Source organism: Sphingomonas sp. BK580 (assembly GCF_014194975.1).
GTDB lineage: Bacteria > Pseudomonadota > Alphaproteobacteria > Sphingomonadales > Sphingomonadaceae > Sphingomonas.
The window spans coordinates 177,917-200,280 of record NZ_JACIAY010000002.1 but is presented as its reverse complement, the minus strand read 5'-3'; the positions used below and the strand labels follow the sequence as shown (position 1 = coordinate 200,280).

18 protein-coding genes are annotated in these 22,364 nt (G+C 72.5%); 9 read left to right on the top strand and 9 right to left on the bottom strand.

Annotated features, from left to right (window positions below; translation table 11 throughout):
• The first annotated feature begins 196 nt into the window (after positions 1–196).
• The 3 genes from FHY05_RS04155 to FHY05_RS04145 are packed head-to-tail and all read left to right on the top strand — an operon-like array spanning position 197 to position 6,360.
• On the top strand, positions 197–1,435 hold the full coding sequence (locus FHY05_RS04155) for an efflux RND transporter periplasmic adaptor subunit (RefSeq protein WP_260181196.1): 1,239 nt from the start codon (positions 197–199) through the stop codon (positions 1,433–1,435).
• A 6-nt stretch (positions 1,436–1,441) separates the two neighbouring features.
• Positions 1,442–4,762 carry an efflux RND transporter permease subunit gene (locus tag FHY05_RS04150; RefSeq protein ID WP_183943143.1) on the top strand — a complete coding sequence of 1,107 codons (3,321 nt, stop codon included), beginning with the start codon at positions 1,442–1,444 and terminating at the stop codon, positions 4,760–4,762.
• On the top strand, positions 4,759–6,360 hold the full coding sequence (locus FHY05_RS04145; protein ID WP_183943142.1) for an efflux transporter outer membrane subunit: 1,602 nt from the start codon (positions 4,759–4,761) through the stop codon (positions 6,358–6,360). Before FHY05_RS04150 ends, FHY05_RS04145 begins: the two co-directional genes overlap by 4 nt.
• Positions 6,361–6,607: 247 nt before the next feature.
• On the opposite strand, the gene FHY05_RS04140 is transcribed toward FHY05_RS04145, so the two are convergent.
• On the bottom strand, positions 6,608–7,060 hold the full coding sequence (locus tag FHY05_RS04140; RefSeq protein ID WP_183943141.1) for a phasin family protein: 453 nt from the start codon (positions 7,058–7,060) through the stop codon (positions 6,608–6,610).
• 137 nt (positions 7,061–7,197) lie between these two features.
• On the opposite strand from FHY05_RS04140, the gene FHY05_RS04135 reads away from it, so the two are divergent.
• Genes FHY05_RS04135 through FHY05_RS04125 form a run of 3 tightly spaced genes read left to right on the top strand, consistent with a single transcriptional unit; the run spans position 7,198 to position 9,654 of the window.
• The gene (locus FHY05_RS04135) at positions 7,198–7,734 is read left to right on the top strand and encodes a hypothetical protein (RefSeq protein ID WP_260181194.1); all 537 of its coding nucleotides are present in this window, start codon (positions 7,198–7,200) and stop codon (positions 7,732–7,734) included.
• A complete protein-coding gene (locus FHY05_RS04130) occupies positions 7,731–8,375 on the top strand; it encodes a peptidylprolyl isomerase (RefSeq protein ID WP_183943140.1) in 645 nt (214 codons plus the stop codon). The genes FHY05_RS04135 and FHY05_RS04130 overlap by 4 nt, the downstream gene beginning before the upstream one ends.
• A 43-nt stretch (positions 8,376–8,418) precedes the next feature.
• Positions 8,419–9,654, top strand: coding sequence for a M20 family metallopeptidase (locus FHY05_RS04125; protein WP_183943139.1), 1,236 nt, complete (start codon positions 8,419–8,421; stop codon positions 9,652–9,654).
• A gap of 109 nt (positions 9,655–9,763) precedes the next feature.
• On the opposite strand, the gene FHY05_RS04120 is transcribed toward FHY05_RS04125, so the two are convergent.
• Genes FHY05_RS04120 through FHY05_RS04110 form a run of 3 tightly spaced genes read right to left on the bottom strand, consistent with a single transcriptional unit; the run spans position 9,764 to position 13,084 of the window.
• A complete protein-coding gene (locus tag FHY05_RS04120) occupies positions 9,764–10,135 on the bottom strand; it encodes a DUF1330 domain-containing protein (RefSeq protein WP_183943138.1) in 372 nt (123 codons plus the stop codon).
• A 54-nt stretch (positions 10,136–10,189) separates the two neighbouring features.
• Positions 10,190–10,909: a YafY family protein gene (locus FHY05_RS04115; RefSeq protein WP_183943137.1), complete on the bottom strand. Its 720-nt coding sequence runs from the start codon at positions 10,907–10,909 to the stop codon at positions 10,190–10,192.
• A 36-nt stretch (positions 10,910–10,945) separates the two neighbouring features.
• Complete coding sequence (locus tag FHY05_RS04110) at positions 10,946–13,084, bottom strand: histidine kinase dimerization/phosphoacceptor domain -containing protein (RefSeq protein WP_183943136.1); 2,139 nt, start codon at positions 13,082–13,084, stop codon at positions 10,946–10,948.
• A 151-nt stretch (positions 13,085–13,235) separates the two neighbouring features.
• Between FHY05_RS04110 and FHY05_RS04105 the strand changes: the two genes are divergently transcribed.
• The gene (locus FHY05_RS04105; protein WP_183943135.1) at positions 13,236–13,580 is read left to right on the top strand and encodes a PilZ domain-containing protein; all 345 of its coding nucleotides are present in this window, start codon (positions 13,236–13,238) and stop codon (positions 13,578–13,580) included.
• Positions 13,577–14,119: a (2Fe-2S)-binding protein gene (locus tag FHY05_RS04100; protein ID WP_183943134.1), complete on the top strand. Its 543-nt coding sequence runs from the start codon at positions 13,577–13,579 to the stop codon at positions 14,117–14,119. The genes FHY05_RS04105 and FHY05_RS04100 overlap by 4 nt, the downstream gene beginning before the upstream one ends.
• A gap of 7 nt (positions 14,120–14,126) precedes the next feature.
• Here the strand turns inward: FHY05_RS04100 and FHY05_RS04095 are convergent, their stop codons facing one another.
• Genes FHY05_RS04095 through FHY05_RS04085 form a run of 3 tightly spaced genes read right to left on the bottom strand, consistent with a single transcriptional unit; the run spans position 14,127 to position 17,764 of the window.
• The gene (locus FHY05_RS04095; protein ID WP_183943535.1) at positions 14,127–15,455 is read right to left on the bottom strand and encodes a sensor histidine kinase KdpD; all 1,329 of its coding nucleotides are present in this window, start codon (positions 15,453–15,455) and stop codon (positions 14,127–14,129) included.
• Between the two features lie 2 nt (positions 15,456–15,457).
• Positions 15,458–16,546: a DUF2336 domain-containing protein gene (locus tag FHY05_RS04090; protein WP_183943133.1), complete on the bottom strand. Its 1,089-nt coding sequence runs from the start codon at positions 16,544–16,546 to the stop codon at positions 15,458–15,460.
• 36 nt (positions 16,547–16,582) lie between these two features.
• Positions 16,583–17,764, bottom strand: a complete 1,182-nt coding sequence (locus FHY05_RS04085) for a hypothetical protein (protein WP_183943132.1) — start codon at positions 17,762–17,764, stop codon at positions 16,583–16,585.
• Positions 17,765–18,019: 255 nt separating this feature from the next.
• Between FHY05_RS04085 and FHY05_RS04080 the strand changes: the two genes are divergently transcribed.
• Positions 18,020–20,221: a hypothetical protein gene (locus FHY05_RS04080; RefSeq protein ID WP_311732367.1), complete on the top strand. Its 2,202-nt coding sequence runs from the start codon at positions 18,020–18,022 to the stop codon at positions 20,219–20,221.
• 185 nt (positions 20,222–20,406) lie between these two features.
• On the opposite strand, the gene FHY05_RS04075 is transcribed toward FHY05_RS04080, so the two are convergent.
• Positions 20,407–20,682 carry a DUF1467 family protein gene (locus FHY05_RS04075; protein WP_183919574.1) on the bottom strand — a complete coding sequence of 92 codons (276 nt, stop codon included), beginning with the start codon at positions 20,680–20,682 and terminating at the stop codon, positions 20,407–20,409.
• A 10-nt stretch (positions 20,683–20,692) separates the two neighbouring features.
• Complete coding sequence (locus FHY05_RS04070; RefSeq protein WP_183943130.1) at positions 20,693–22,333, bottom strand: ribonuclease J; 1,641 nt, start codon at positions 22,331–22,333, stop codon at positions 20,693–20,695.
• Positions 22,334–22,364 lie beyond the last annotated feature (31 nt).

Here is a 22,364-nt window from a genome sequence, read left to right as displayed (position 1 = left end):
CGTTCCGCTGAGCCCCCGTCAACCGTTAACGTACCAGCGCGGGATCGGTTGCCTCGCGCTGTCCCGGCGGCAGTCGGCCCGATCGCCGAACGGGGTCGGCGAGCCGGAAAATTCTGGCACCGCTGCGAAACATTTGCGACAAATTGCGGTTAGGCGCCGGGGCAGCCCGAAGTCTCTCGCGGGGAAAAGACTGAGAATGCGTATCGAGGTTCGGCCGGGCCGCCAGGTCATGGGTGGTGCGGCAGTGTCGGCGCTGCTCGCGCTCGCTGCCTGCGGCGGCGGCGGGGGTGACGCGGCGAACGCCAAGGAGAAGGGCGGCGCGCCGGGCCAGTCGGGCCCGGTGACGGTCGGCTATGTCGTCGTCCAGCCTACGTCGGTGCCGACCACGAGCGAGCTGCCCGGCCGAACGGTCGCCTATCAGAGCTCGGAGGTGCGCCCGCAGGTCTCGGGCGTGATCCAGCGCCGCTTCTTCACCGAGGGCGCGATCGTGAAGCGCGGCCAGCCGCTGTACCAGATCGATCCGTCGCTCTACCGCGCCAGCGCCAACCAGGCGAGCGCCAACGTCGCCAACGCCCAGGCGACCTACGAGGCCGCCAAGATCCGCGCCGACCGCTACAAGCCGCTCGCTCAGATGGAAGCGATCAGCGCGCAGGATTATACCGACGCTGTCGCGACACAGCGCCAGGCGGCGGCGACGATCGCGGTGAACCGCGCGCAGCTCGATACGGCGCGGGTCAACCTGCGCTTCACCACCGTGCCGGCGCCGATCACCGGGCGCATCGGTCGCTCGCTCTTCACCGTCGGCGCGCTGGTCAGCGCGACCCAGACCGACCCGCTCGCGACGATCCAGCAACTCGACCCGATGTTCGTCGACATCCAGCAGTCGAGCGCCAACCTGCTCGCGCTGCGCCGCAGCCTCGCCGCCGGCGGCGCGGTCCCGGCGCGCGCCGAGGTGACGCTCAAGCTGGAGGACGGCAGCGATTATGGCATCAAGGGCGCGGTCGAGTTCGCCGAGGTAGTGGTCGATCCCAGCACCGGCACCGTGACGCTGCGCGCGCGCTTCCCGAATCCGAACGGTCTGCTGCTGCCGGGGATGTTCGTCCGCGCGGTCTTCTCCCAGTCGATCCAGCAGAACGCCTTCCTGGTGCCGCAGACCGCGGTCACGCGCGATCCGAAGGGGAATGCCACGCTCTACGTCGTCGGCGCCAACAACCGGGCCGAGCAGCGCACCGTCACCGCCGAGCGCACGCAGGGCGCCTATTGGGTGGTCACGGCCGGGCTCAAGGCCGGCGACAAGGTGATCACCCAGGGCCTCGCCAACGTGAAGCCCAAGACGCCGCTCCAGCCCGTGCCGGCCGACACGCCGCAGAAGGTACAGGCGCCCTCCCCCGAGCAGATGGACAAGATGTCGTCGGCCAAAGGCAAGGCCGGCTAACCCACCATGTCGCGCATTTTCATCGATCGGCCGATCTTCGCCTGGGTGCTCGCCATCATCGTGATGCTGGCGGGCGTCGGCGCGATCCTCTCGCTGCCGATCGCGCAATATCCCGACGTCGCGCCGCCGCAGGTCTCGATCCGCGCGACCTTCCCCGGCGCCAACGCGCAGACGCTCCAGAACAGCGTCACGCAGGTGATCGAGCAGCAGCTCACCGGCATCGACGGACTGCTCTACTTCCAGTCGAGCTCGTCGAGCCGCGGCTCGGTGACGATCACCGCGACGTTCAATAAGGGCACCGATCCGGACATCGCGCAGGTCCAGGTGCAGAACCAGGTCCAGCAGTCGCTCAGCCGCCTGCCGCAGCAGGTGCAGCAGCAGGGACTGGTGGTGCGCAAGTCCAACCCGGACTTCCTGCTGATCGTCGGCGTCTATGACGTCACCGACAAGCTGACCAACCAGGACGTCTCGGACTATCTCGTCTCGAACCTCCAGGACCCGCTCGGGCGCATCCAGGGCGTCGGCGACACCAACGTGTTCGGCTCGCAGTATGCGATGCGCGTGTGGCTCGATCCGGAGAAGCTCAACAGCTACCAGCTGATGCCCGGCGACGTCGTCACCGCCATCACCAACCAGAACACCGAGGTGGCGGCGGGCGAGATCGGTGGCCAGCCGATGCCGTCGACGCAGATGCTCAACGCGATCGTCACCGCGCAGTCGCGGCTGCAGACGCCGGCCGAGTTCGCCAACATCATCCTCAAGACGCAGAGCAGCGGCGCCACGGTGCGGCTCGCCGACGTGGCGCGGATCGAGCTGGGCGCGGAGAGCTACAACGCGTTCAGCCGAGTCAACCGCCACCCCGGCGCCGGCATCGCGGTGCTGCTCGCCCCGGGCGCCGACGCGCTCAAGACCGCCGAGCTGGTCAAGGCGCAGGTCGCCGCCGCGGCCAAGGGCTTCCCGCCCGGGCTCGAATATGCCTTCGCCAACGACACCACCGACTTCATCAAGCTGTCGATCGAGGAGGTGGTGAAGACGCTGATCGAGGCGATCATCCTCGTCGTCATCGTCATGTTCGTCTTCCTCCAGAGCTGGCGCGCCACGCTGGTGCCGGCGATCGCGGTGCCGGTGGTGCTGCTAGGGACGTTCGCGGTCTTCTACGTCGCCGGCTTCTCGATCAACACGCTGACCCTGTTCGGCCTCGTCCTCGCGATCGGCCTGCTGGTCGACGACGCGATCGTCGTCGTCGAGAACGTCGAGCGGCTGATGGACGAGAACCCCGGCATGACGCCGCGCGAGGCGACGATCGAGTCGATGAAGGAGATCACGGTCGCGCTGGTCGCGATCGCGCTGGTGCTCTCCGCGGTGTTCATGCCGATGGCCTTCTTCGGCGGGTCGACCGGCGTGATCTACCGTCAGTTCTCGCTCACGATCGTGTCGGCGATGGTGCTCTCCGTGCTGGTCGCGGTGATCCTCTCGCCCGCGCTCACCGCGACCCTGCTCAAGCAGAGCCACGACGAGAACGGCGATCCGATCGAGCAGAGCTGGCTCGGCCGCAAGTTCCCCAAGGTGGCGCACTTTCTCGAGCGCGCGCGCGACAAGTTCAACGACACGTTCGACAGGGGCGTGGCGCGCTACGTCGCCGGCGTGCGCCGCGTGATCGACCGCAAGTGGATCTTCCTGCTGGTCTATGCCGCCACCGTGGCGCTGCTGGCGATCCTGTTCCTGCGGCTGCCGACCGGCTTCCTGCCGACCGAGGACCAGGGCAGCGCGCTGGTGCAGTTCCAGCTCCCCGCCGGCGCGACGCGCGCGCGCACCGAGGAGGTGCAGCACCGCGTCGAGGACTATCTCGCCGGCAGCGAGGGGAAGAACGTCACCACCATGTTCACCGTCAGCGGCGGCGGCGGCGGCGGCGTCAGCGGGCAGAACACCGGCCAGGGCTTCGTCAACCTGACGCCATGGGACGACCGCAAGGGCAAGGAGAACACCGCGGACGCGATCGTGGCGCGCGCCTCGGCGGCGTTCCGGGGGCTGCGCGACGCGCGCGTCTTCGCGCTGGTGCCGCCCGCGATCCGCGGGCTGGGCCAGTCGAACGGCTTCACCATGGAGCTGCAGAACACCAGCGGCATGACCGCGGAGAAGTTCAACGACGCCAAGGACCGGCTGCTCGCGCTCGCCAACGCCGACCCGGCGCTCACCGCGGTGCGCCTGACCGAGCTGCCCGACGTCGGCACGCTCAAGGTCGACGTCGACCAGCAGAAGCTCGCCGCCTTCGGGCTGAGCCAAGCCGACGTCAACACGACGCTGTCGACCGCCTGGGGCGGGCGCTACGTCAACGACTTCGTCGACCGCGGCCGGGTCAAGCGCGTGTTCGTCCAGGGCGACGCGCCGTACCGTGCCGCGCCGACCGACCTCAACCAATGGTTCGTGCGCGGCAGTGGCGGGCAGATGGTGCCCTTCTCCGCCTTCGCGCGGATCGGGTGGAGCCAGGCGCCGGTGATCCTGTCGCGCTTCAACGGCGTGCCCTCGTTCGAATTCCAGGGCTCGGCGGCGGCGGGCAAGAGCTCGGGCGACGCGATGACGCGGATCCAGGAGCTCGCCGGGCAGATTCCGGGCACCAGCGTCGCCTGGGCCGGCCTGTCCTACCAGGAGCGGCTCTCCTCGGGGCAGGCGCCGCTGCTCTACGGCCTGTCGATCCTCGTCGTCTTCCTGTGCCTCGCCGCGCTGTACGAGAGCTGGTCGATCCCCTTCGCGGTGCTGCTGGTGATCCCGCTCGGCCTGGTCGGCGCGATCCTGTTCACCACGCTGCGCGGGCTGGTCAACGACGTCTACCTCCAGATCGGCCTGCTCACGACGATGGGGCTGGCGGCGAAGAACGCGATCCTGATGATCGAGTTCGCCGAGCAGGAGGAGAAGAAGGGCAAGCGCGTGATCGACGCCGCGCTCTCCGCCGCGCGTATCCGGCTCCGCCCGATCATCATGACCAGCCTGGCCTTCATCTTCGGCGTGCTGCCGCTGGCGATCTCGACCGGCGCTGGCGCCAACAGCCGGATCGCGATCGGCACCTCGGTGATCGGCGGCATGCTGACCGCGACGGTGCTGGCGATCTTCTACATCCCGCTGTTCTTCGTGCTGGTGCGCCGCGGCTTCCGCGACGGACTCAAGGGCCTGCGCCGCGGTGCCGACCCGAGCCCGGACGAGGGCGAGGGTGGTGGGGGTGACGACCGCGGCGGTCCGCAGGGTGGCGGCGGAGCCGGCGGCGAGCGCCCGCCGCAGCTGCCGCGCCCGATCGACCACCCCGCGCTGCCCGCGCCGGAGCCTGCCCGATGACCCGCCTCCCCGCGCTCGTCGCGCTCGCCGCCGGCACCGCGCTGGCAGGCTGCTCGCTCGCGCCGACCTATGTCCGCCCCGCCGCGCCGGTGCCGACCTCCTGGCCCGTCGGTGACGCCTATCTGCGCCAGTCCGAGGCGCGGCTGCCGAGCGTCACCTATCGCGACATCTTCCGCGACCAGCGGCTGCAGGCGATCATCGACCAGGCGCTCGCCAACAACCGCGACCTGCGCGTCGCGGTGGCGAACATCGAGGCGACGCGCGCGCAATACCGGATCCAGCGCGCCGACCTCTTCCCGCAGGTCAACGCGACCGGCGCCTACAGCTATCGCGACAGCGGCAGCAGCGGCGTGGTGACTGGCACCAACGGCGGCGGCACGACCGGGACCGGCACGGGTACGGGCGGCACCGGCACCGGCACGGGCACCGGCGGCACGGGCGCGGGCGGAACCGGGACCGGGACCGGCGTCACCACGGTCTCCTCGGCGCGGAGCACCTTCCAGGCACAACTCGGCGTCACCGCCTTCGAGATCGACCTGTTCGGCCGAGTCCGCTCGCTCACCAGCGCGGCACTGTCGCGCTATTTCGCGCAGGCGGCGGCGGCGCGCGCCACCCGGCTGACGCTGGTGGGCGACATCGCCAACGCCTGGCTCACCTACGCCGCCGACCGCAGCCTGCTCGCCGTCTCGCAGCAGACCGCCGAGGCGGCGCGCGCGAGCGTCAAGCTCACCGACGCGCGCCTCCGCGGCGGCGTCGCGCCGCGCACCGACCTGCGCCAGGCGCAGCAGATCCTCGCCACCGCCGAGGCCGATCTCGCGCAGCAGACGACGCTGCTCGCACAGGACGTCAACGCGCTCCAGCTGCTCGTCGGCGCGCCGGTCGACCCCGCGCTGCTGCCGGGCTCGATCGAGCAGGCGGCGGCCACGATCGGCGAGCTGCCCGCGGGGATCGACTCGGGCGTGCTGCTGCGCCGCCCCGACGTGGTGCAGGCGGAATATTCCCTGCGCGCCTACAACGCCGAGATCGGCGCGGCGCGCGCCGAGCTCTTCCCGCGCATCTCGCTCACCGGGCTGGTCGGTTTCGCCAGCACCGCGCTGCGCACGCTCTTCAACAGCGGCTCGTTCAACTATTCGGTCGCGCCCAACGCGAGCTATCCGATCTTCCGCGCCGGCGCGGGCCGCGCCGGGGTCGCCTATAGCGTGGCGCAGCGCGACGCCGCGCTGGCGAGCTACGAGCAGACGATCCAGACCGCCTTCCAGGAAGTGTCGGACGCGCTGGCGCGGCGCGGCACGATCACCGAGCAGCTCGCCGCCAACCGCCGTTTCTACGAGGCCGCGCTGGACACGCTCAACCTCACCAACGCGCGCTACCGCGGCGGCATCGACACCTTCCTGTCGTCGCTCGACGCGCAGCGCCAGCTCTACTCGGCGCAGCAGATCCTGGTGCAGACCCAGCTGACCCGCGCGACCAACCTGGTGACACTGTACCGCACCCTCGGCGGCGACTCGCTGCTCGACGCCACGCCGCAGGGGCCGACGACGGCGACGGGCGGCGAGGCGGACGCGGCCGGCGTGCGCGCACCGGCGGGGGCACGGTAGCCGATCTACTTGCCCTGCTCCTGCGGAAGCAGGAGCCCAGGGCCGAGATCGCGCCGCCATGTCGCTCTGGGCTTCTGCGTCCGCAGGAGCACGGCCTCAGGCATCGAGCGCCCTCTCGGCCACCTCCGTCATCCTGAACTCGTTTCAGGATCCACCGTGCCGCACCCTCAGATCGCGCGGTGCGTGCGGGACGGTGGATCCTGAGACAAGCTCAGGATGACGCCAGGACGGGCGCGGGCGGGATCCACTATTCCTCCCGCTTCGGCTCCTCGCCTCGCACCTCGCCCCGTCCGCCCGGCTGGATCGCCTCGCGACCGAACTGCATGATCAGCTGCCCGATCTCGCGCGCTTGCTCCATCGAGCGCTGGCCCTGTTCGCGGAGGTACTCGCCCTGGATCCGCATCACCTCGGTGAGGTCGCGCGCGCCCGCGGCGGAGCGGAGCGCCGCGAACGCCTCGCGCGCGTTCGCCTCCGCCTGGTCGATGATCGTCGTTCCCAGCGCCGACCCGTTCTGCACGACCCGCTCGCCCGAGGCGCGCATCGCCTCGCCGGCGCGGCGCGCCGGATCAGCGACATGCTCGTTGAAGGCGTCGCGCATCTGCTCGGCACCGCGCCATGCCGCGTTGGCCGACCCTCCGCCAAGCGAACCGGTGCCGCCCTCGCCTGCTTTGCCCGCGCCGTCCTCGCTCGAGTCGCTCATGCTCGCTCTCCTGTGCCGGCGGCCTCGCACGAGCGTGATCGCACCGTCTCGGGTCGCCTCAATGGAACAACGCCGAACTCGCGGGCTGGATGCGCACGCGGCAAGGGCGTAGAGAGAGGCTCCCCATGGAGCCCTAGATGTCCACTGTCTCGCTGCTGTTTCCCCTGCTCGCCGCGGCCGCGCCGATCGCGCAGGCACCGGGGGTCGAGCCGACCGGCGATCAGCGCTGCTCTGTGTCGCGGCCGGCGCTGCCCGCCGGGATGACCGGTTGGGCGCGGCGCGCGCCGCTCGCCGCCGGGACGAGCACGCGCAGCGCGCCGGTGATCGTCGTGGGCCACGGCGCCGACCTGCGGCTCGCCCCGGTCGAGCAGGTCACCCCGGCGGTCGCGCCGCAGCGCGAGCCCGACATGGGCGAGACCGCGGGCCTCGCCTTGTTCCAGGTCGCGCGTCCCGGTACCTATCGCGTCGCGCTGGGTGACGCCGCTTGGATCGACGTGGTGCGTGCCGGCCGCGCGCTCGCGGCGAGCGCCCACGGCCACGGCCCGGCCTGTTCGGGTATCCGCAAGATGGTCGATTTTCGGCTCGAGCCGGGGCGCTACGTTCTTCAATTGAGCGGGACCAAGGCGTCGTCGCTGCCCGTGATGATCGCGCGCGCGCCGCAGGTGGCGGCATGATCGCCGCGCTCGCGCTGCTGCTCGCCGTACAGGGCGCGCCGGCGACGTCGCCCGGCGCTCCGCCCCAGGCGCCCGTCGCCGCGCCCGCGATCCAGGCGGCTGCCCCGACGCCTGCTCCCGACGCCGAGGCGCTCACGCGCGTGCGCCTCAGCACCGAGGCCGGCGACATCCTGGTCGGTGTCGACACCAAGGCCGCGCCGATCACCGCGGGCAATTTCCTGCGCTACGTCGACCAGCACAAGCTCGACGGCGTCGGCTTCTACCGCGCGGTCAAGGTGGCCGACGGCTACGGCCTCGCGCAGTTCGGCACGCGCAACGATTCCAAGCGCACGCTGCCGCCGATCAAGCACGAGCCGACCACGCTCACCAGGCTGAGCCACCGCGACGGCACGCTGTCGATGGCGATGGCCAAGCCCGACACCGCCGCGGGCGACTTCTTCATCACCGTCGGCGACCTCAGCTCGATGGACGCCACCGCCGACACTCCCGGCTTCGCCGCCTTCGGCCGCGTGCTGGAGGGGATGGACGTGGTGCGGCGCATCCTCGCCGCGCCGACCTCGCCGACGCTGGGCGAGGGCGTGATGAAGGGACAGATGCTCGCGCCCGTGATCAAGATCACGGCGGCGCGCCGCGTCGACTAGCGCCGCGCCAGGGTCTAAATCGGGCCGAGAAGGAGTGTCCCCGATGTCCCCACCGCTCGACTCGCCCACCGACTGGACCGCGCTCGGCACCGAGCAGCTCGCCGACGTCATCGCGCTGCGCCGCGCGATCCATGCCGAGCCCGAGATGGGGCTGCACTGCCCGCTGACGACCGCCAAGGCCAAGGCCGCGCTCGCCGGCCTGCCGCTCGAGATCCACGACGGCACGCGCACCACGGGCTTCGTCGCGATCCTGCGCGGCGGCCGGAGCGACGGCGGCGCCGGCTCGAACGCGCGCACGGTGCTGCTGCGCGGCGACATGGACGCGCTGCCGATCACCGAGGAGACCGGCCTGCCCTTCGCCTCGACGCTGCCGGGCACGATGCACGCCTGCGGCCATGACGCGCATACCGCGATGCTGGTCGGCGCCGCCAAGGCGCTGTCGGCACGACGCGACCAGCTCGCCGGCACCGTCGTCTTCATGTTCCAGCCCGGCGAGGAGGGGCATCACGGCGCGCGCGAGATGATCGCCGACGGCCTGCTCGACCGCGCGCGGCCCGACGCCGCCTTCGCGCTCCACGTCCTGCCCAACGCGCCCGCGGGCGTGTTCATCGGGCGCGAGGGCGCGCTGCTCGCCTCCACCGACACGGTGCGCGCCACCGTCCGCGGCCGCGGCGGCCACGCCGCCATGCCGCACGACGCGATCGACCCGATCCCGGTCGCCTGCGCGATCGTCACCGCGCTCCAGCAGCATGTCGCGCGGCGCGTGCCCGTCGCCGACCCGGCGGTGCTCACGATCACGCAGATCCACGCCGGCGCCTCGCACAACATCATCCCCGACGAGGTCCAGCTCGCCGGCACGCTGCGGACCTTGTCGCCGGGCACGCGCGACGCGATGCGCGCCGCCTTCCACCAGGTGGCGCGCGGCGTGGCGGAGGCGCACGGCTGCACCGTCGCGTCGAGCATCGACGAGGGCTATCCCGTGACGATGAACGACCCGCGTGCCACGCGGCTGATGCGCGAGCTGGCGCAGGAGATCGGCGGCGCGCAGGGTTGGGCGACGATGCCCGCGCCGATCATGGGCGGCGAGGACTTCAGCTACGTGCTGCGCGAGTTGCCGGGCGCGATCGCCTTCGTCGGCGCGGCGGCGCCGGGCTCCACGCCCGAGACCAACCCACCGCTCCACAATCCGCGAATGACGATCGACGAGCAGGTCTTCGCCACCGGCGTGGCGATGCATTGCGCGCTGGCGGAGCGCTTCCTGGAGCGCGGTTTCGACTAGGCGCGGGCCGGGTCGGTCGACGCGACGGTGCTCCTGCCTACGCAGGAGCACGTAGATGACGTGAGCGGGTCAGCTCTCGGCCTCGGCCGCCGAGCGCATGACCTCGTCGTCAGAGCCAGTCCGGCCTGGGCCGCAGCGGCTGGAGCACGATGTCGGCCAATGCCGAGCTGCCGACCTGGAAGGCGCGCTGATAATCGGGATCGTCGACCATCGCCTTGAACGCGGCGCGGCGCGGATATTCCACCAGCAGCGCCGCGTCCCACCCCGCGTTATCACCGGCGGTCAGCACGGGCAGGCCCTCGCCGCCGACGAGGATCCGCGCGCCGAAGCGCGCCAGGATGGGGCGCGCCAGTCCTAGATACGTCGCGTAGCGCTCGCGACCGCCGTCTTCGGCGAAGCGCAGGAGGTTGAGCATGACGACGGGCGTGTCGTCCTCGTCGGCCAGGAAGGCGGCGAAGATGTCAGGGGAGAAGGCTACCATCTGGACTATCGCTCCGATCACGCCGCCCCGTACGAGCGGCCGGTGCGATGTCCTTTAGGTGGGCGGAGCGTCAGAAACTGTCAGCAGCGAGCGCCAGTCGCGATCCTGCTCGCGCCATCGCAGGAACAGCGCGTGACGGCGGCCCGGGTAGCGCTCGTCCAACACCGCGCGTACCGCGACCCGGTCGACGCGGAAATGCCGGAAGGCCGACCGCCGCTCGCACCAGGCCGCCAGCACGCGCGCCTCGTCGAAATAGACGACCGCGATGGGCCAGATCACACGCTCGCTGGCGGTGCCGGCAACGTCCCGGTAGGTGATCTCGAGCTTGCGCTGGCGGCGGATCGCGTGCCGCAGCACCGCGACCTGCGCGGCATCGGCTCGCCGCGACAGCGAGGCCGCGGCGAGCAGCGCGGGCGAGGCGCCGTCCGGCGTCGCATCGCTGGCGCGCGCCGCGTCGATCTTGGCGAGCGCGCTCTCACCGGAGCGGACCAGATCGGGGTCGCCGCGCTCGCGCACCCAGCCGAGGCCGAGCGCCAGCACGTCCAGCTCGTCCTGCGTGAACGCGAGCTGGGGCAGGAAGAAGCCGGCGCCGAGGCGATATCCCACGCCCGCCTGCCCCTCCACCGGCGCCCCGAGCGAGCGAAGCATCTCGATGTCGCGATAGATGCTGCGCGGCGACACGCCCAGCTCGGCCGAGAGCTCCAGCGCGGTGACCGGCAGCCGCCGCGCGCGGAGCACCCCGATCAGCTCGAACAACCGGCCCGTCCGCGACATCGCCGTCCCGCCCTCGACGCCGCACCGCGGCTACCGTCAGTCGCCCTCGATCGGCGCGGTGAGCAGCGCGCGCGTGCCAGGATCATTGGCCTGGAACTCGACCGTGCCGCCGATGCGCTGCACCACCGCGGTCATCATCCGGCTGCCGAAGCCGCCGTCGCCGCCCGCGGCCTTGCCGACGCCGCGATCCGCCACGATCAGCCGCAGCAGATGGCCGTGCTGCTCCAGCACCACGTCGATGGCGCCGCCGTTCTGCGCCGGGTAGGCGTATTTGGTCGCGTTGATCACGAGCTCGGCGGCGATCAGCCCGACGCTGACGGCGCGGTCGGTCGGGATCAGCACCGGCGCGAGGTCGAGTGTGAGATGCCGTCCCCATTCCTCGCCAAGCGAGGAGCGCAGGTCCTGCATCAGCTCGCCGATGTAGCGGCTGAGGTCGATCACCTCGATCTGATCGTCGCGGTAGAGGCGCCGGTGCACCAGCGCCACGGCGGAGAGCCGCGAGCGTGCCTCGAGCAGCTGGTCGGCCACGGCGCCCGCGCCGGCGTCGCGCGCCTGGATGGCGAGGAAGGACGAGACCAGCTGCAGGCTGTTCTGCACGCGGTGGTCGACCTCGCGCATCAGCAGGTCCTTCTGCGCGAGCAGCGAGTCCTTCTCCGCGCCGGTGCGCTCCAGCTCGCGGTTGAGCCGGCGCAGCTCGGCCGCGGCGCGCGCCTCGCCCAGCAGGCGGCGCAGCCGGGCCGCGCCGTCGACCTGCTCGAGCGTCCAGCGCCGCGCGCGCCCGCGCACCTGCTCGCGCCACGATTCGAACGAGGCGCGCGGGCGCAGCGTCGCCTGTGGGTCGTGCGGTACCGCCTTGTGCGGGTTGCCGGCCCACTCGATCTCCTCGATCTTCTCGGCGCGCAGCCACAGCAAGGCGTCCCCCTCGCCGAGCGCGAAGCCGAGCACGCCCGCGATCGGCGCGGCCCGCTCGGCCTCGGCCCAGTCCTTGCCGAGCTCGCGGGTGGCGAGCGGCGCGGCGTCGTCGCGCGTGCCGAGCCAGCGCGCCAGCGCCACCAGCGCGGCCGCATCAGGGACGATCCCGACCGTCGTCGCGCGGCCGTCACGGACCAGCGCGAGCCCGTCGGCGCCGAACGCCTGGCGGACGTCCTCGGCGCGCGCCTGCACCACGTCGAGCGGCGAGTCGCTGGTGAGCAGCAAGGCGCGCAGCGAGTCCTCCTCGCCGCGCAGCGCGAGCCGCTCGCGATAGGCCTCGGCCTCTTCCTTGGCCCGGAGTTGGCGTGCCAGGCCGCCCGCGAGAGCGGCCGCCGCGGCGCGGACGGCGCGCGGCAGCAGCCGCGGTGTCTCATGGTGACAGGCCACCAGTCCCCAGAGCAGCCCGTCCTTGACGATCGAGATCGACGCGGAGGCGGACACACCCATGTTGCGGAGATATTCGACGTGGACCGGTGACACGCTGCGAACCGCGACGTCGCTGAGGTCGGTCAGCTCGAAGCCGGCGGGGCGCAGCGGTGCGGGGATATAATCCACGTCCGGGATCACGCGGGTGCGGTTGCGCACGTAGAGCGCACGCGCCTGGCGCGGGATGTCGCTTGCCGGGAAGTGGTGGTGGAGGAAGGTCCCCAGCCGCGGTGCCCGGTCCTCGGCGACGACGCAGCCCGCCTCATCGTCGAGGAAGCGGTAGATCATCACCCGGTCGAAGCCGGTGAGCGCGCGGAAGGCCACCGCGGCGCGCTCGCACAGCGCGACGAAGGTCGTGGTGCGCTCGAAGCCCGCCGCCATCGCGTCGAGCCAGCCGAGCGTCTCCGCGACGCTGCCGCCGCCTTCCCCCATCGGCTCCAGCTCGGCGAGCAGCCACTGGCCGGTGCGGTGCAACGCGACGTCGTGCCCGTGCACCGGTGCCGCCAGGATCGTCCCGCCGGGACCGATCGGAACTGCCTCGGCCAGCGCGTTGACATCCTGTGCGAGCAGCGCGTCGAGTCGCGCGCCGAGCCAGTCGTCACCGAACAGCGCCTCGAGCGCACCGGCGCCCGCGACCACCTCGAGCGAGAGAGCGTCGGCGACGAGCAACAGCCCGTGGGGCTGCACCGCGCCTGGAACATGGATCGGCTCGCGGTCGCAGGCCGTCAGGTTGAGCGACTCCCCGTTTGGGTCGCGTTGCACGATGGGACCTGCCATCGCGTGCTTATGGCAGTATTCGTCGGGGGAGCAACTGATACAACGCTACTTTACATACTTTATGCCCGATCCTGAGACAGCCTCTGCTTCGTCGCCGCGTCGGGAGAAAACGGATAGCGCTCGTTAGGGAACTGGATCTAGAGCTGCCCGCATGTCGACTCCTCCCCGCGAACCGCGCAGCAGCGTGATCCTCTACGCCTTGGTCGATACTGGCACCCAGGCCGTCGAGTGCCGCGTCCGCAACCTCTCGATGACCGGCGCGTGCGTCGACAACAGCGCGGCGCTGACGCAGGGGGACGAGGTGCGCGTGACGATGGGGACACTCGAGCAGCTCGCTGCCCGCGTGATGTGGGCCAAGGCGACGCTGGCGGGTCTGCATTTCGAGACTCAGGTCGATATCGCAGAGGCGCGCCGCCCGCGCGCGCGCCACACCAGCGTTCAGCCCAGCGCCGGCTGGATGCAGCATATCCGCGACGCGTACCGCGAGCGCGGATGACTCGGCTGACGGTCAACAACGAGGCGGTCGAGTATCGCCTTTCCCCCGAGACGCCGCTGCTCTGGGCATTGCGCGACGCGTCCAACCTGACCGGCGCCAAATATGGCTGCGGCACCGGGAGCTGCGGTGCCTGCACGGTGGACGTCGACGGCCGCGCGGTGCGCTCCTGTCAGCTCACGCTCGCCGCGGCGGAGGGGACGTTCGTCACCACGATCGAGGGCCTGTCGCGCGATCGCACGCACCCGGTCCAGCTCGCGCTACTGGCCGAGAATGTGTCGCAGTGCGGCTTCTGCATGCCGGGCATCGTCATGGCCGCGGCGGTTCTGCTGCGGCGCGACCCGATGCCGTCCGACGACGCGATCGCGGCGGCGATCACCAATATCTGTCGTTGCGGCATCTACCCGCGGCTCACCGCAGCGATCCAGCGCGCCGGACGCGCGATCCGCGGCGAGGAGCGCCTGCCCACCGGCGCGCGGCCCGGGATCGAGCCCGCCGGCGCGGCGCGGCAAGTCCCCGCGCTCGACCCACGCCAGCGCTGAGCGCGGCTCAGCCGGCAGGCAGCGCCAGCGTGAAGCGCGCGCCTTCTCCCGGCGCGCTGTCGACCGTGAGCGTGCCGCCCATCGCCCCCGCGAGCCGACGCGCGATATAGAGGCCGAGTCCGCTGCCGCCGGGCTCGCCGGGATCGACCCGCTCGAACTTGCCGAAGATCCGCGCCTGGTCGGCCGCCGCGATGCCCTGGCCGGCGTCGGCGACGGTGAGCAGCGCGCGCGCCCCCTCGCGTCGCAGCGCCAGCACGACCGCGCTGTCGCGCGGCGCGTAGCGGACCGCGTTGGCGATCAGGTTCACGGCCACCTGCAGCATCCGGCGGAACTCGCCGACCGCGAGCAGCGCCCGCTCGCAGCCGGATCGGTCGATCGTCACGCCCGCCTCGACGGCGCGCGCCGAGAGCAGCGCGGCGGCGCGGCGCGCGACGTCGGCGAGATCGACCGGCGCGCGCTCGGTGGTGAAATCGGCGCGCTCGATCGCCTCCAGGTCGACCAGATCGTCGATCAGGCCGAGCAGGTGGCGACCGGCGCCGGCGATATCGGCGGCATAATCGACGTAGTGGCGGTCGAGCGGGCCGTCGCCGGCGGCGCTGATGCCATCGGCATTGGCGATGATGCGCGCCAGCGCGCCGCGCAGCAGCGAGTCGAGCCGGTGATCGAAGGGACGCAACTGCGGCGACGCCGGCTCGCTCGCCGTGGCATAAGCGCCGCCGACGAAGCCGCCGAAGCCGCCCCCGCCGTCGAGCCGGACATGCCCCGCGAGCGTCACGCGCTTGCCGCCGCCGTGCAGGCGCGCGGGCTGGTCAGCGAAGTCGCGCCGCTCGGTCAGCGCGTCGAGCAGCGGCATCGTGCCGTCGCGATCGGGTTCGAGCACGAACAGTCGGCTGAGCGGACGGCCGAGCGCGGCGGCGGGATCGAGCCCGCTCCGCGCCGCGGCGCCGAGCGACAGCCGCGTCACGCGCAGTTCCGAGTCGACCTCCCAGATCCAGTCGGCGTCCTCGGGCGCGGTCACCTCGCCGAGCGTCGCGGCGCCGGCGCGAGCATGGCCGGCGGCGCGCTCGCGCAGCAGCGAGATGGTCAGCGCCACCCCGTTCTCATCCGGCAGCGCCTTGACCCAGCAGTCAAGGTCTCGCTCGCCGTCGGCGATCGTCACCGCGCGCGCCACCAGGATGTGCAGGCGCCGTGCCAGCCGTACCAGCACCGCCACCTGCGGGATCGCGACGAGTGCGCCGGGGCGCCCGCCGGCACGGGCGTTGAGCGCGGCGAAGGCGTCGTCGGCCTGGGCAAGCCGGTCGTGGCGGTCCACCGCCGCGTGCAGCGTCGCCGGCATGGTCACGCGCGCGGGCTGCGGGCGAGCGCGCGCACCGCGGCGCGGAAGTCGCGGTGCAGCCGCAGCGGCGCCACCGCGCGCGCCGCGGTATCGGGCGTGAGCGCGACGACCCGATCCAGTGCCTCGGGCAGCGTCTCGACGTCACGCTGGGGATCGGCCTCGCACAGCACGAAGCCGATCTGCGCGATCACATGGCGCTCGATCCCGAGCGCGCGCAGCGCCAGCCACAGCCGGTCGCTCTCCCCGTCGAGCGCCAGGCCGCGCGCCTCGGCGGGCTCGATCCCGAGCGCATGGGCGAGCAGCGCGACGAACAAGGTGGTACGAGACTCACCGAGCGATCCGATCATCAGCTGCGGCAGCGCGCTGGCGGCCGGGTCGAGCGCGCCGGCGAGCTGCGTCGCGGCGGCCTCCACGCGCTCGGCGTCGTCATGCGCGGCGATGCTGCGCTGGCTCGCCTCGGACAGCGCGCGGTCCACCTCGGGCGGCACGCCGTGACCGAGCCGCTCGCGCAGCGCCGCCGCCACCCACCAGGCGAGCCGCTCGTGCAGTGCGGCGGGCAGTTCGGCGCGACGGTCGGCGTGCGCCAGGCGCCGCCGGCTGTCCGCCACCAGGTAGGTCACGGTGCGAGCACGCACCACGCCGTCGGCGCTCTCCGCGAGGCCGGCGAGCAGCGCGGCGCTGCTGCCGGGCGCGCGTTGCGCCGCCAGCGCCTCGTCGATCAGATCGATCCGCGCCTGGGCGATCAGCTCGCCCATCACCTCGGGGTCGCGGATCAACCCCGATTCGACCAGCCGCGGCAGCGTCATCGCGCGATTGCCGGCGAGCAGCGCGGCGGCGTCGGGCAGGCCGCGCGCCTCCAGCAGCCGGGCGGCATGCGCCGCGATATCGCGCTCGATCGCGGCGACGGTCGTCTCGGCGAGCCGGTTGATCGCGACCCGGCTGCGCTCGTCGAGGCGATCGCGCTCGGCGGCGAACACGTCCGCGATCGCCGCCCCCAGGCGCGCGCCCGCGCGACCGTCGGCCGACGCCGCCTGTGCCGCGACTCGTGCGGCCAGGTCCGAATCGATCGCCTGAGAGGGTTGGACGGGCATCTCCCCACCCCTTAGCGAACGATCCTTAACCACGCTCTAAGTCACTCGCCGCAGCCACTCGACCGCGGCCACCAGCGTCAGCGCGGCGTAAGCGGCGACAAGGCCGAGCCCGAGGGTCGGCCAGCCGAGCAGCGTCGCCAGCGACAGGAGCGCGAGATACCCCGGCGCGGTGCCCCACCAGGCGCGCCGGGGCGCGGCGCCGGCGGCACGCTCGCCCACCCCCGCCGCGACCAGCGCGCCGAGCGCGAGCAGACGCGCGCTCGCGGTCGCCGCCTCGCGGTCGACGACATGCGCGAGCAGCAGCGCCGCGACAGCGGGGACCGCCATGATCAGCGCGCGGCTGGCGCGCAGCAGCGCGGGCTCGTCGCGGAACAGCGCCAGCGCGCCGGCGATCTCCGCGAGCAGCACCGCGGCGAGCGCCACCACCATGCCGGGGCCAGGCGCGCCGAGCGCGATCGCGGCGCAGCCGACCAAGCCCGCCGCTCCCGCCGCCGCGGTGCACGTGCCGGTGCCGATCGCGCGGCGCGCGATCACCGGGATCACCGCGCGTGCCAGCGGGCGCAACACCAGCCGCTCGAACCAGCTCGGCCGCACCGCCATCGAGGCCGACAGCACCGCCCGGCCGCGCTCCTCCAGCGCGCTGGCGCGGCGCTCGATGCCGTGGCCCAGCTCCATGTCATCGATCCGCAGGGAGATATGCCGTGCCCCCGCCTGATCGGCGGCGCGCAGCAGCGTCGACTGCAGGTCATAATCGTCGGGCAGCCGCGCCGCCTCGGCGATGCGGCGCGCGTCGAGCCGCGCCACGCCGGCCCAGGCCGATCCGCCACCGACGCGCTCGAACAGCGGCGAGGCCTGCGCGCCCGGGACGACCAGCAGCGCGTCGCCGCCCTCGCCCGCCAGCGCGTGGACGACCCCCTCGGTGGTGACCAGCCCGTCGGCCATCATCACCACGCGCGCGAGCGGATGCAGCCGGGCCAGCGCCTCGGCCGCGGTGTGCACGACGTCGACGGCGACACCGCGGCGCCCGATGCGCGCGAGCGCGCCGACCAGTTCGGGGGTCTGACGTGCGACCACGACGACGATCTGCGCGGCGTCACACGCCACCAGCAGCCGCGCCTGATACTCGATCAGCGACGCCGCGGCGAAGGGCAGCGTGGCCGCGAGCGTCCCCGGTCGGTCCTCTGCCTCATGGATCGCGAACAGGAGCCCGGCCAGCATGGCATGGCTGTTACGGGGTGGCGTGTGCTGCGGCAACATCCGTGACGCGGCGCAGCGACGCGCCGGGCCGAACGGCTGTGCCCCTTCGAGACGGCTTCCCGATGCGGGCAAACGTGTTAGATGGAGCGGATGAACGGGGGGCCGACTTCACTATCCGACGCGCGTGCGGCCGAGCCAGGCGCACGCTGGCCAGAGCATTGGCCGGAGAGCTGGCCCGATCCCGCCACCACGCCGTCTTCGGAGCCAGCGCCGCACGTGACCGACCCGTTCTTCTCCGACGACGCTACCGACCGCCCGGCGCCGGGCGGGCCGCGGCCGGTGCTCGGCTGGATCGCGATCGCGCTCGCGGCGCTATGGGTCGCGGCGCTGCTGTGGCTCGCGCGCGGCTCGTTCGGGACGATGACGCCGCTGGCGCTCGCACAGTTCAGCGCCGCGCTGGCGACCGTGCCCGCGCTCGCGGGAGTGATCTGGCTCGCCGCGCTGCGCAGCAGCACGGCCGAGGCGCAGCGGTTCGGCGCCACCGCGCGCGCGATGCGCGGCGAAGCCGTGGCGCTGGAGAACACGGTAGCGGTGCTCGGCACCACGATCGAGGAGCAGCGCACCCAGATGGCCGAGCAGGTGCGCCTGCTCACCGCCCTGGGCGACGCCGCGACGTCGCGGCTCGCCGACATCGCCGGCACGCTCTCCGCCGAGGTCCAGCGCGTCGACGCGCAGACCGGCGCGCTCGCCGCGACCGCCGGCGCGGCGCACGAGCGGCTCGACGCCCTGCTCGCGGCGCTGCCCCGCGCCGCGGACGAGACCCGCGCGCTGACCGAGACGATCGACCAGGCCGGTCTGGTCGCCTATGAGCATAGCGCCGGGCTCGACGCGCAGGTGGCGGCCCTGGTGGCGCGCGGACGCGACGCCGAGGCGATCGCCGGCGGCGCGGCGGAGAAGCTCGCCGCGTACATGCAGCGGATGGAGTCGACCAGCCACACCGCCGGCGCGCGGCTCGAGGCGGTCACCTCCGCCGCGGCGGGGGCGGTCGACGCGCTGCTCGATCGCACCGCGCGCGCGATCGACGAGTCGCGCAAGGCGATCGCGGCGCAGGGCGACGCGATGCTGGCGATGGTCAGCACCAACCAGACCGCGCTCGACCATGCCGCGCGCGAGAGCGCCGAGGCCCTGGCCGAGCGGATCGGGCTGATCGAGGTGGTGATCGAGCGGATCGCGGCGCGGCTCGACGCGCAGCAGGGCGCGGGGCGCGAGTTGTTCGACTCGCTCGACGACGCGATCCTGCGCGTCGACCAGCGTTTCGTCGCGCTCCACCGCGACGGCGGCGAGCGCACGCAGCAGCTCGCCGCGTCGGTGAGCGCGCTCCACGCCTCGGCCGAGGCGCTGGCGCGCGCGATGGACGCGGGCCACGCCTCGGCGCAGCACACGATCTCGACCACCGAGCACCTGCTCGTCGCGCTCGACGCCGCCGCGCGCGAGATGGACGAGACCATGCCCGAGGCGATCTCGCGGCTGGAGAGCCGCGTCGCCTCGACCAAGCAGGTGATCACCGCGGCCAAGCCCGAGCTGCTCGCGCTGGTCACCGCGGCGGAGAGCACGCACGACGCGATCGAGGCGGTGGCGCAGGTCGTCGCGGAGCAGCGCCAGACGGTCGAGTCGCTCACCAGCCGACTCCACGACGGGCTGGCGCGCGGGCGCAGCCAGGCCGACGAGATCGGCGAGGCGATGGGCGACGCCTCGCGCCAGATCGACGACCTGACCGAGCAGGCCGCACCGCGGCTGGTCGAGGCGCTGCTGCGCGTGCGCGAGACCGCCTCCGCCGCCGCCGACCACGCGCGCGAGGCGATCGCGCGAGTCATCCCCGAGGCCGCCGACGCGCTGGAGAGCGCGGGCGCCGCCGCGCTCAGCCGCGCGGTGGAGAGCGGCGTCCAGGGACAGGTCCGCCAGGTCGCGCAGGTCGCCGAGGCGGCGGTCGCGGCCACCAATCGCGCGGGCGAGCGGCTCCAGCAGCAGCTCGACGCGATCGAGGCGACGATCGCGCTGATCGACCAGCGGCTCGAGGAAGCACGCGCGGCCGGCGAGGAGAACGAGCGCGACAGTTTCGCGCGGCGTGCCTCACTGCTGATCGAGTCGCTCAACTCCGCCTCGATCGACCTCACCCGCACCTTCGCGCCCGAGATCTCGGACAGCGCCTGGGCGGCCTATCTCAAGGGCGATCGCGGCGTGTTCACGCGGCGCGCGGTGCGGCTGCTCGACGGCGGCGAGCAGCGCGACGTGGCGCGGCTGTACGATGAGGACGGTGCCTTCCGCGAGCAGGTCAACCGCTACATCCACGACTTCGAGGCGATGCTGCGCACGATCCTGGCGCAGCGCGACGGCTCCCCGCTGGGCGTGACGTTGCTCTCATCGGACATGGGCAAGCTGTACGTCGCGCTGGCGCAGGCGATCGAGCGGCTGCGCTGATCGCGGTGGCCTGACACCTCGCTCTCCCGTCATCCCGGGCCAGCTCCGAGCCCCACCGCGCCGCTGGAGCGACAAGCGCCAGCCACGCGGAACAGTGGACCCCGGCCCGGGTCCGGCCTGACGCGTCGCAGGATGGCGGAGGCGCGAACGGGAGGCGCGAGCCTCCGTGCCTCCGGCGCCGTCTTCTACACCGCGTTGGCCGGGTCGGCGAAGTCGAGCATGCCCGCCGTCACCCAGCCGAACTCGTAATTGGCCACGAACAGCCCGAACAGCAGGGTCGCGACGATCGTCGTGCGCACGAGCACGCGCTTGAGCGAGAAGCTGTGCGGCGAGCTCTCGGCGGTGCCGGGGACGTGCTCGGCGCCCATCTCGGCCGAGGTGCGCACGCCCCAGGGCAGCACCAGGAACACCGAGAAGGCCCAGAACAGGATGTAGATCGCCAGCAGCGACGTCCAGCGCATCCGCCCCTCCTCAGACCTGGACGATCACCACGTCGATCACCGGCTTCTTGCCGGTCCAGCGCGTGGCGACCTTGCGCACCGCGAGCCGCACGTCCTCGCGCAGCCGCTCGCGGTCGCGCACGCGGCCCTTCATCGCCTCCGCCGCCGCCTCGGCCGCCTCGGCGAGGAAGGGCTCGCGCTCCTCCTCCACCGGCACGCCCTGGATGCGGACCTCGGGCGTGCCGCCGGCGCGGCCGTTGCGGTCCACCGCGATGCCGACCGAGACCTGGCCGTTGACCGCGATGCGCCGCCGATCGTTGATCGTGCCGCCGTCGGACGGCAGGATCACGTCGCCGTCGAGCACCAGCCGCCCGACCGGCACGTCGCCGATCTTCCTGGGCGCACCGGGCGCGAGCCGGACGAGATCGCCGTTGGTCTGCACCAGCACGTCGCGGATCCCCTGCGTCTGGCCGTAGCGCGCATGCTCCATCAGATGGCGCATCTCGCCGTGCACGGGCAGCAGCGCGCCGGGACGGATCCAGCCGTACATCTGGGCGAGCTCGGGCCGACCCGGGTGGCCCGAGACGTGGACGTGCGCCTGCTTCTCGGTGACCATCTCGACGCCCTTGGCGGCGAGCTGGTTCTGGATGCGCCCCACCGCCACCTCGTTGCCGGGGATCTGCTTGGCGGAGAAGATCACCATGTCGCCCATGTCGAGCCGCACCGGGTGCGAGCCGTCGGCGATGCGCGCCAGCGCGGCGCGCGGCTCGCCCTGGCCGCCGGTGGCGATGATCAGCACCTTGTTGCGCGGCATCCGCATCGCCGCGTCGACGTCGATCGTGTCCGGGAAGTCCTTGAGATAGCCGGTCGCCTTGGCGACGCGGATGATCCGGTCGAGCGAGCGTCCGGTGACGCACAGGCGCCGTCCGCTCTCTTTGGCGACTTCGGCCAGCGTGTGGAGCCGCGCCGCGTTGGAGGCGAAGGTGGTGACCACGACGCGGCCGCGCGCGCGCGCGACGCTCTCGCTCAGCCCCTGCCGCACGCTCGCCTCGCTACCCGAGGCCTCATTGTTGAAGACGTTGGTCGAGTCACACACCAGCACGTCGACGCCCCGCTGGCCGATCGCGGCGAGCTCGTCGGGGGTGGAGGGCTTGCCGATCACCGGCGTGGGATCGAGCTTCCAGTCACCGGTGTGGAAGACGCGCCCGGCGGGCGTGTCGATCAGCAGCGCGTTCGCCTCGGGGATGGAGTGCGACAGCGGCACGACCTCGACCGAGAAGGGGCCGACCTTGAAGGGCTTGCGCGCGTGGACCAGGCGAATCTTGACGCGGTCCTCGATCCGCTCCTCCTCCAGCTTGCCGCGCACCAGCCCGGCAGTGAACGGCGTCGCGTAGATCGGCACGCCGAGATCCTCGGCGAGATAGGGCAGCGAGCCGATATGGTCCTCGTGCCCGTGCGTCAGCACGATGCCGACGAGCGAGTCGAGCCGCTCCTCGATGAAGCGCAGGTCGGGCAGGATCACGTCGATCCCGGGATAGTGCGAGTCAGCGAAGGTGACGCCACAGTCGACCATCAGCCATTTGCCGGCATGGCCGTAGAGCGTGACGTTCATCCCGATCTCGCCCGAGCCGCCGAGCGCGCAGAAGAGCAGTTCCTTGTTGTTGGGAGTCATTGAAGTCCTTTGTCGTCTCGCGCGGGGCGCC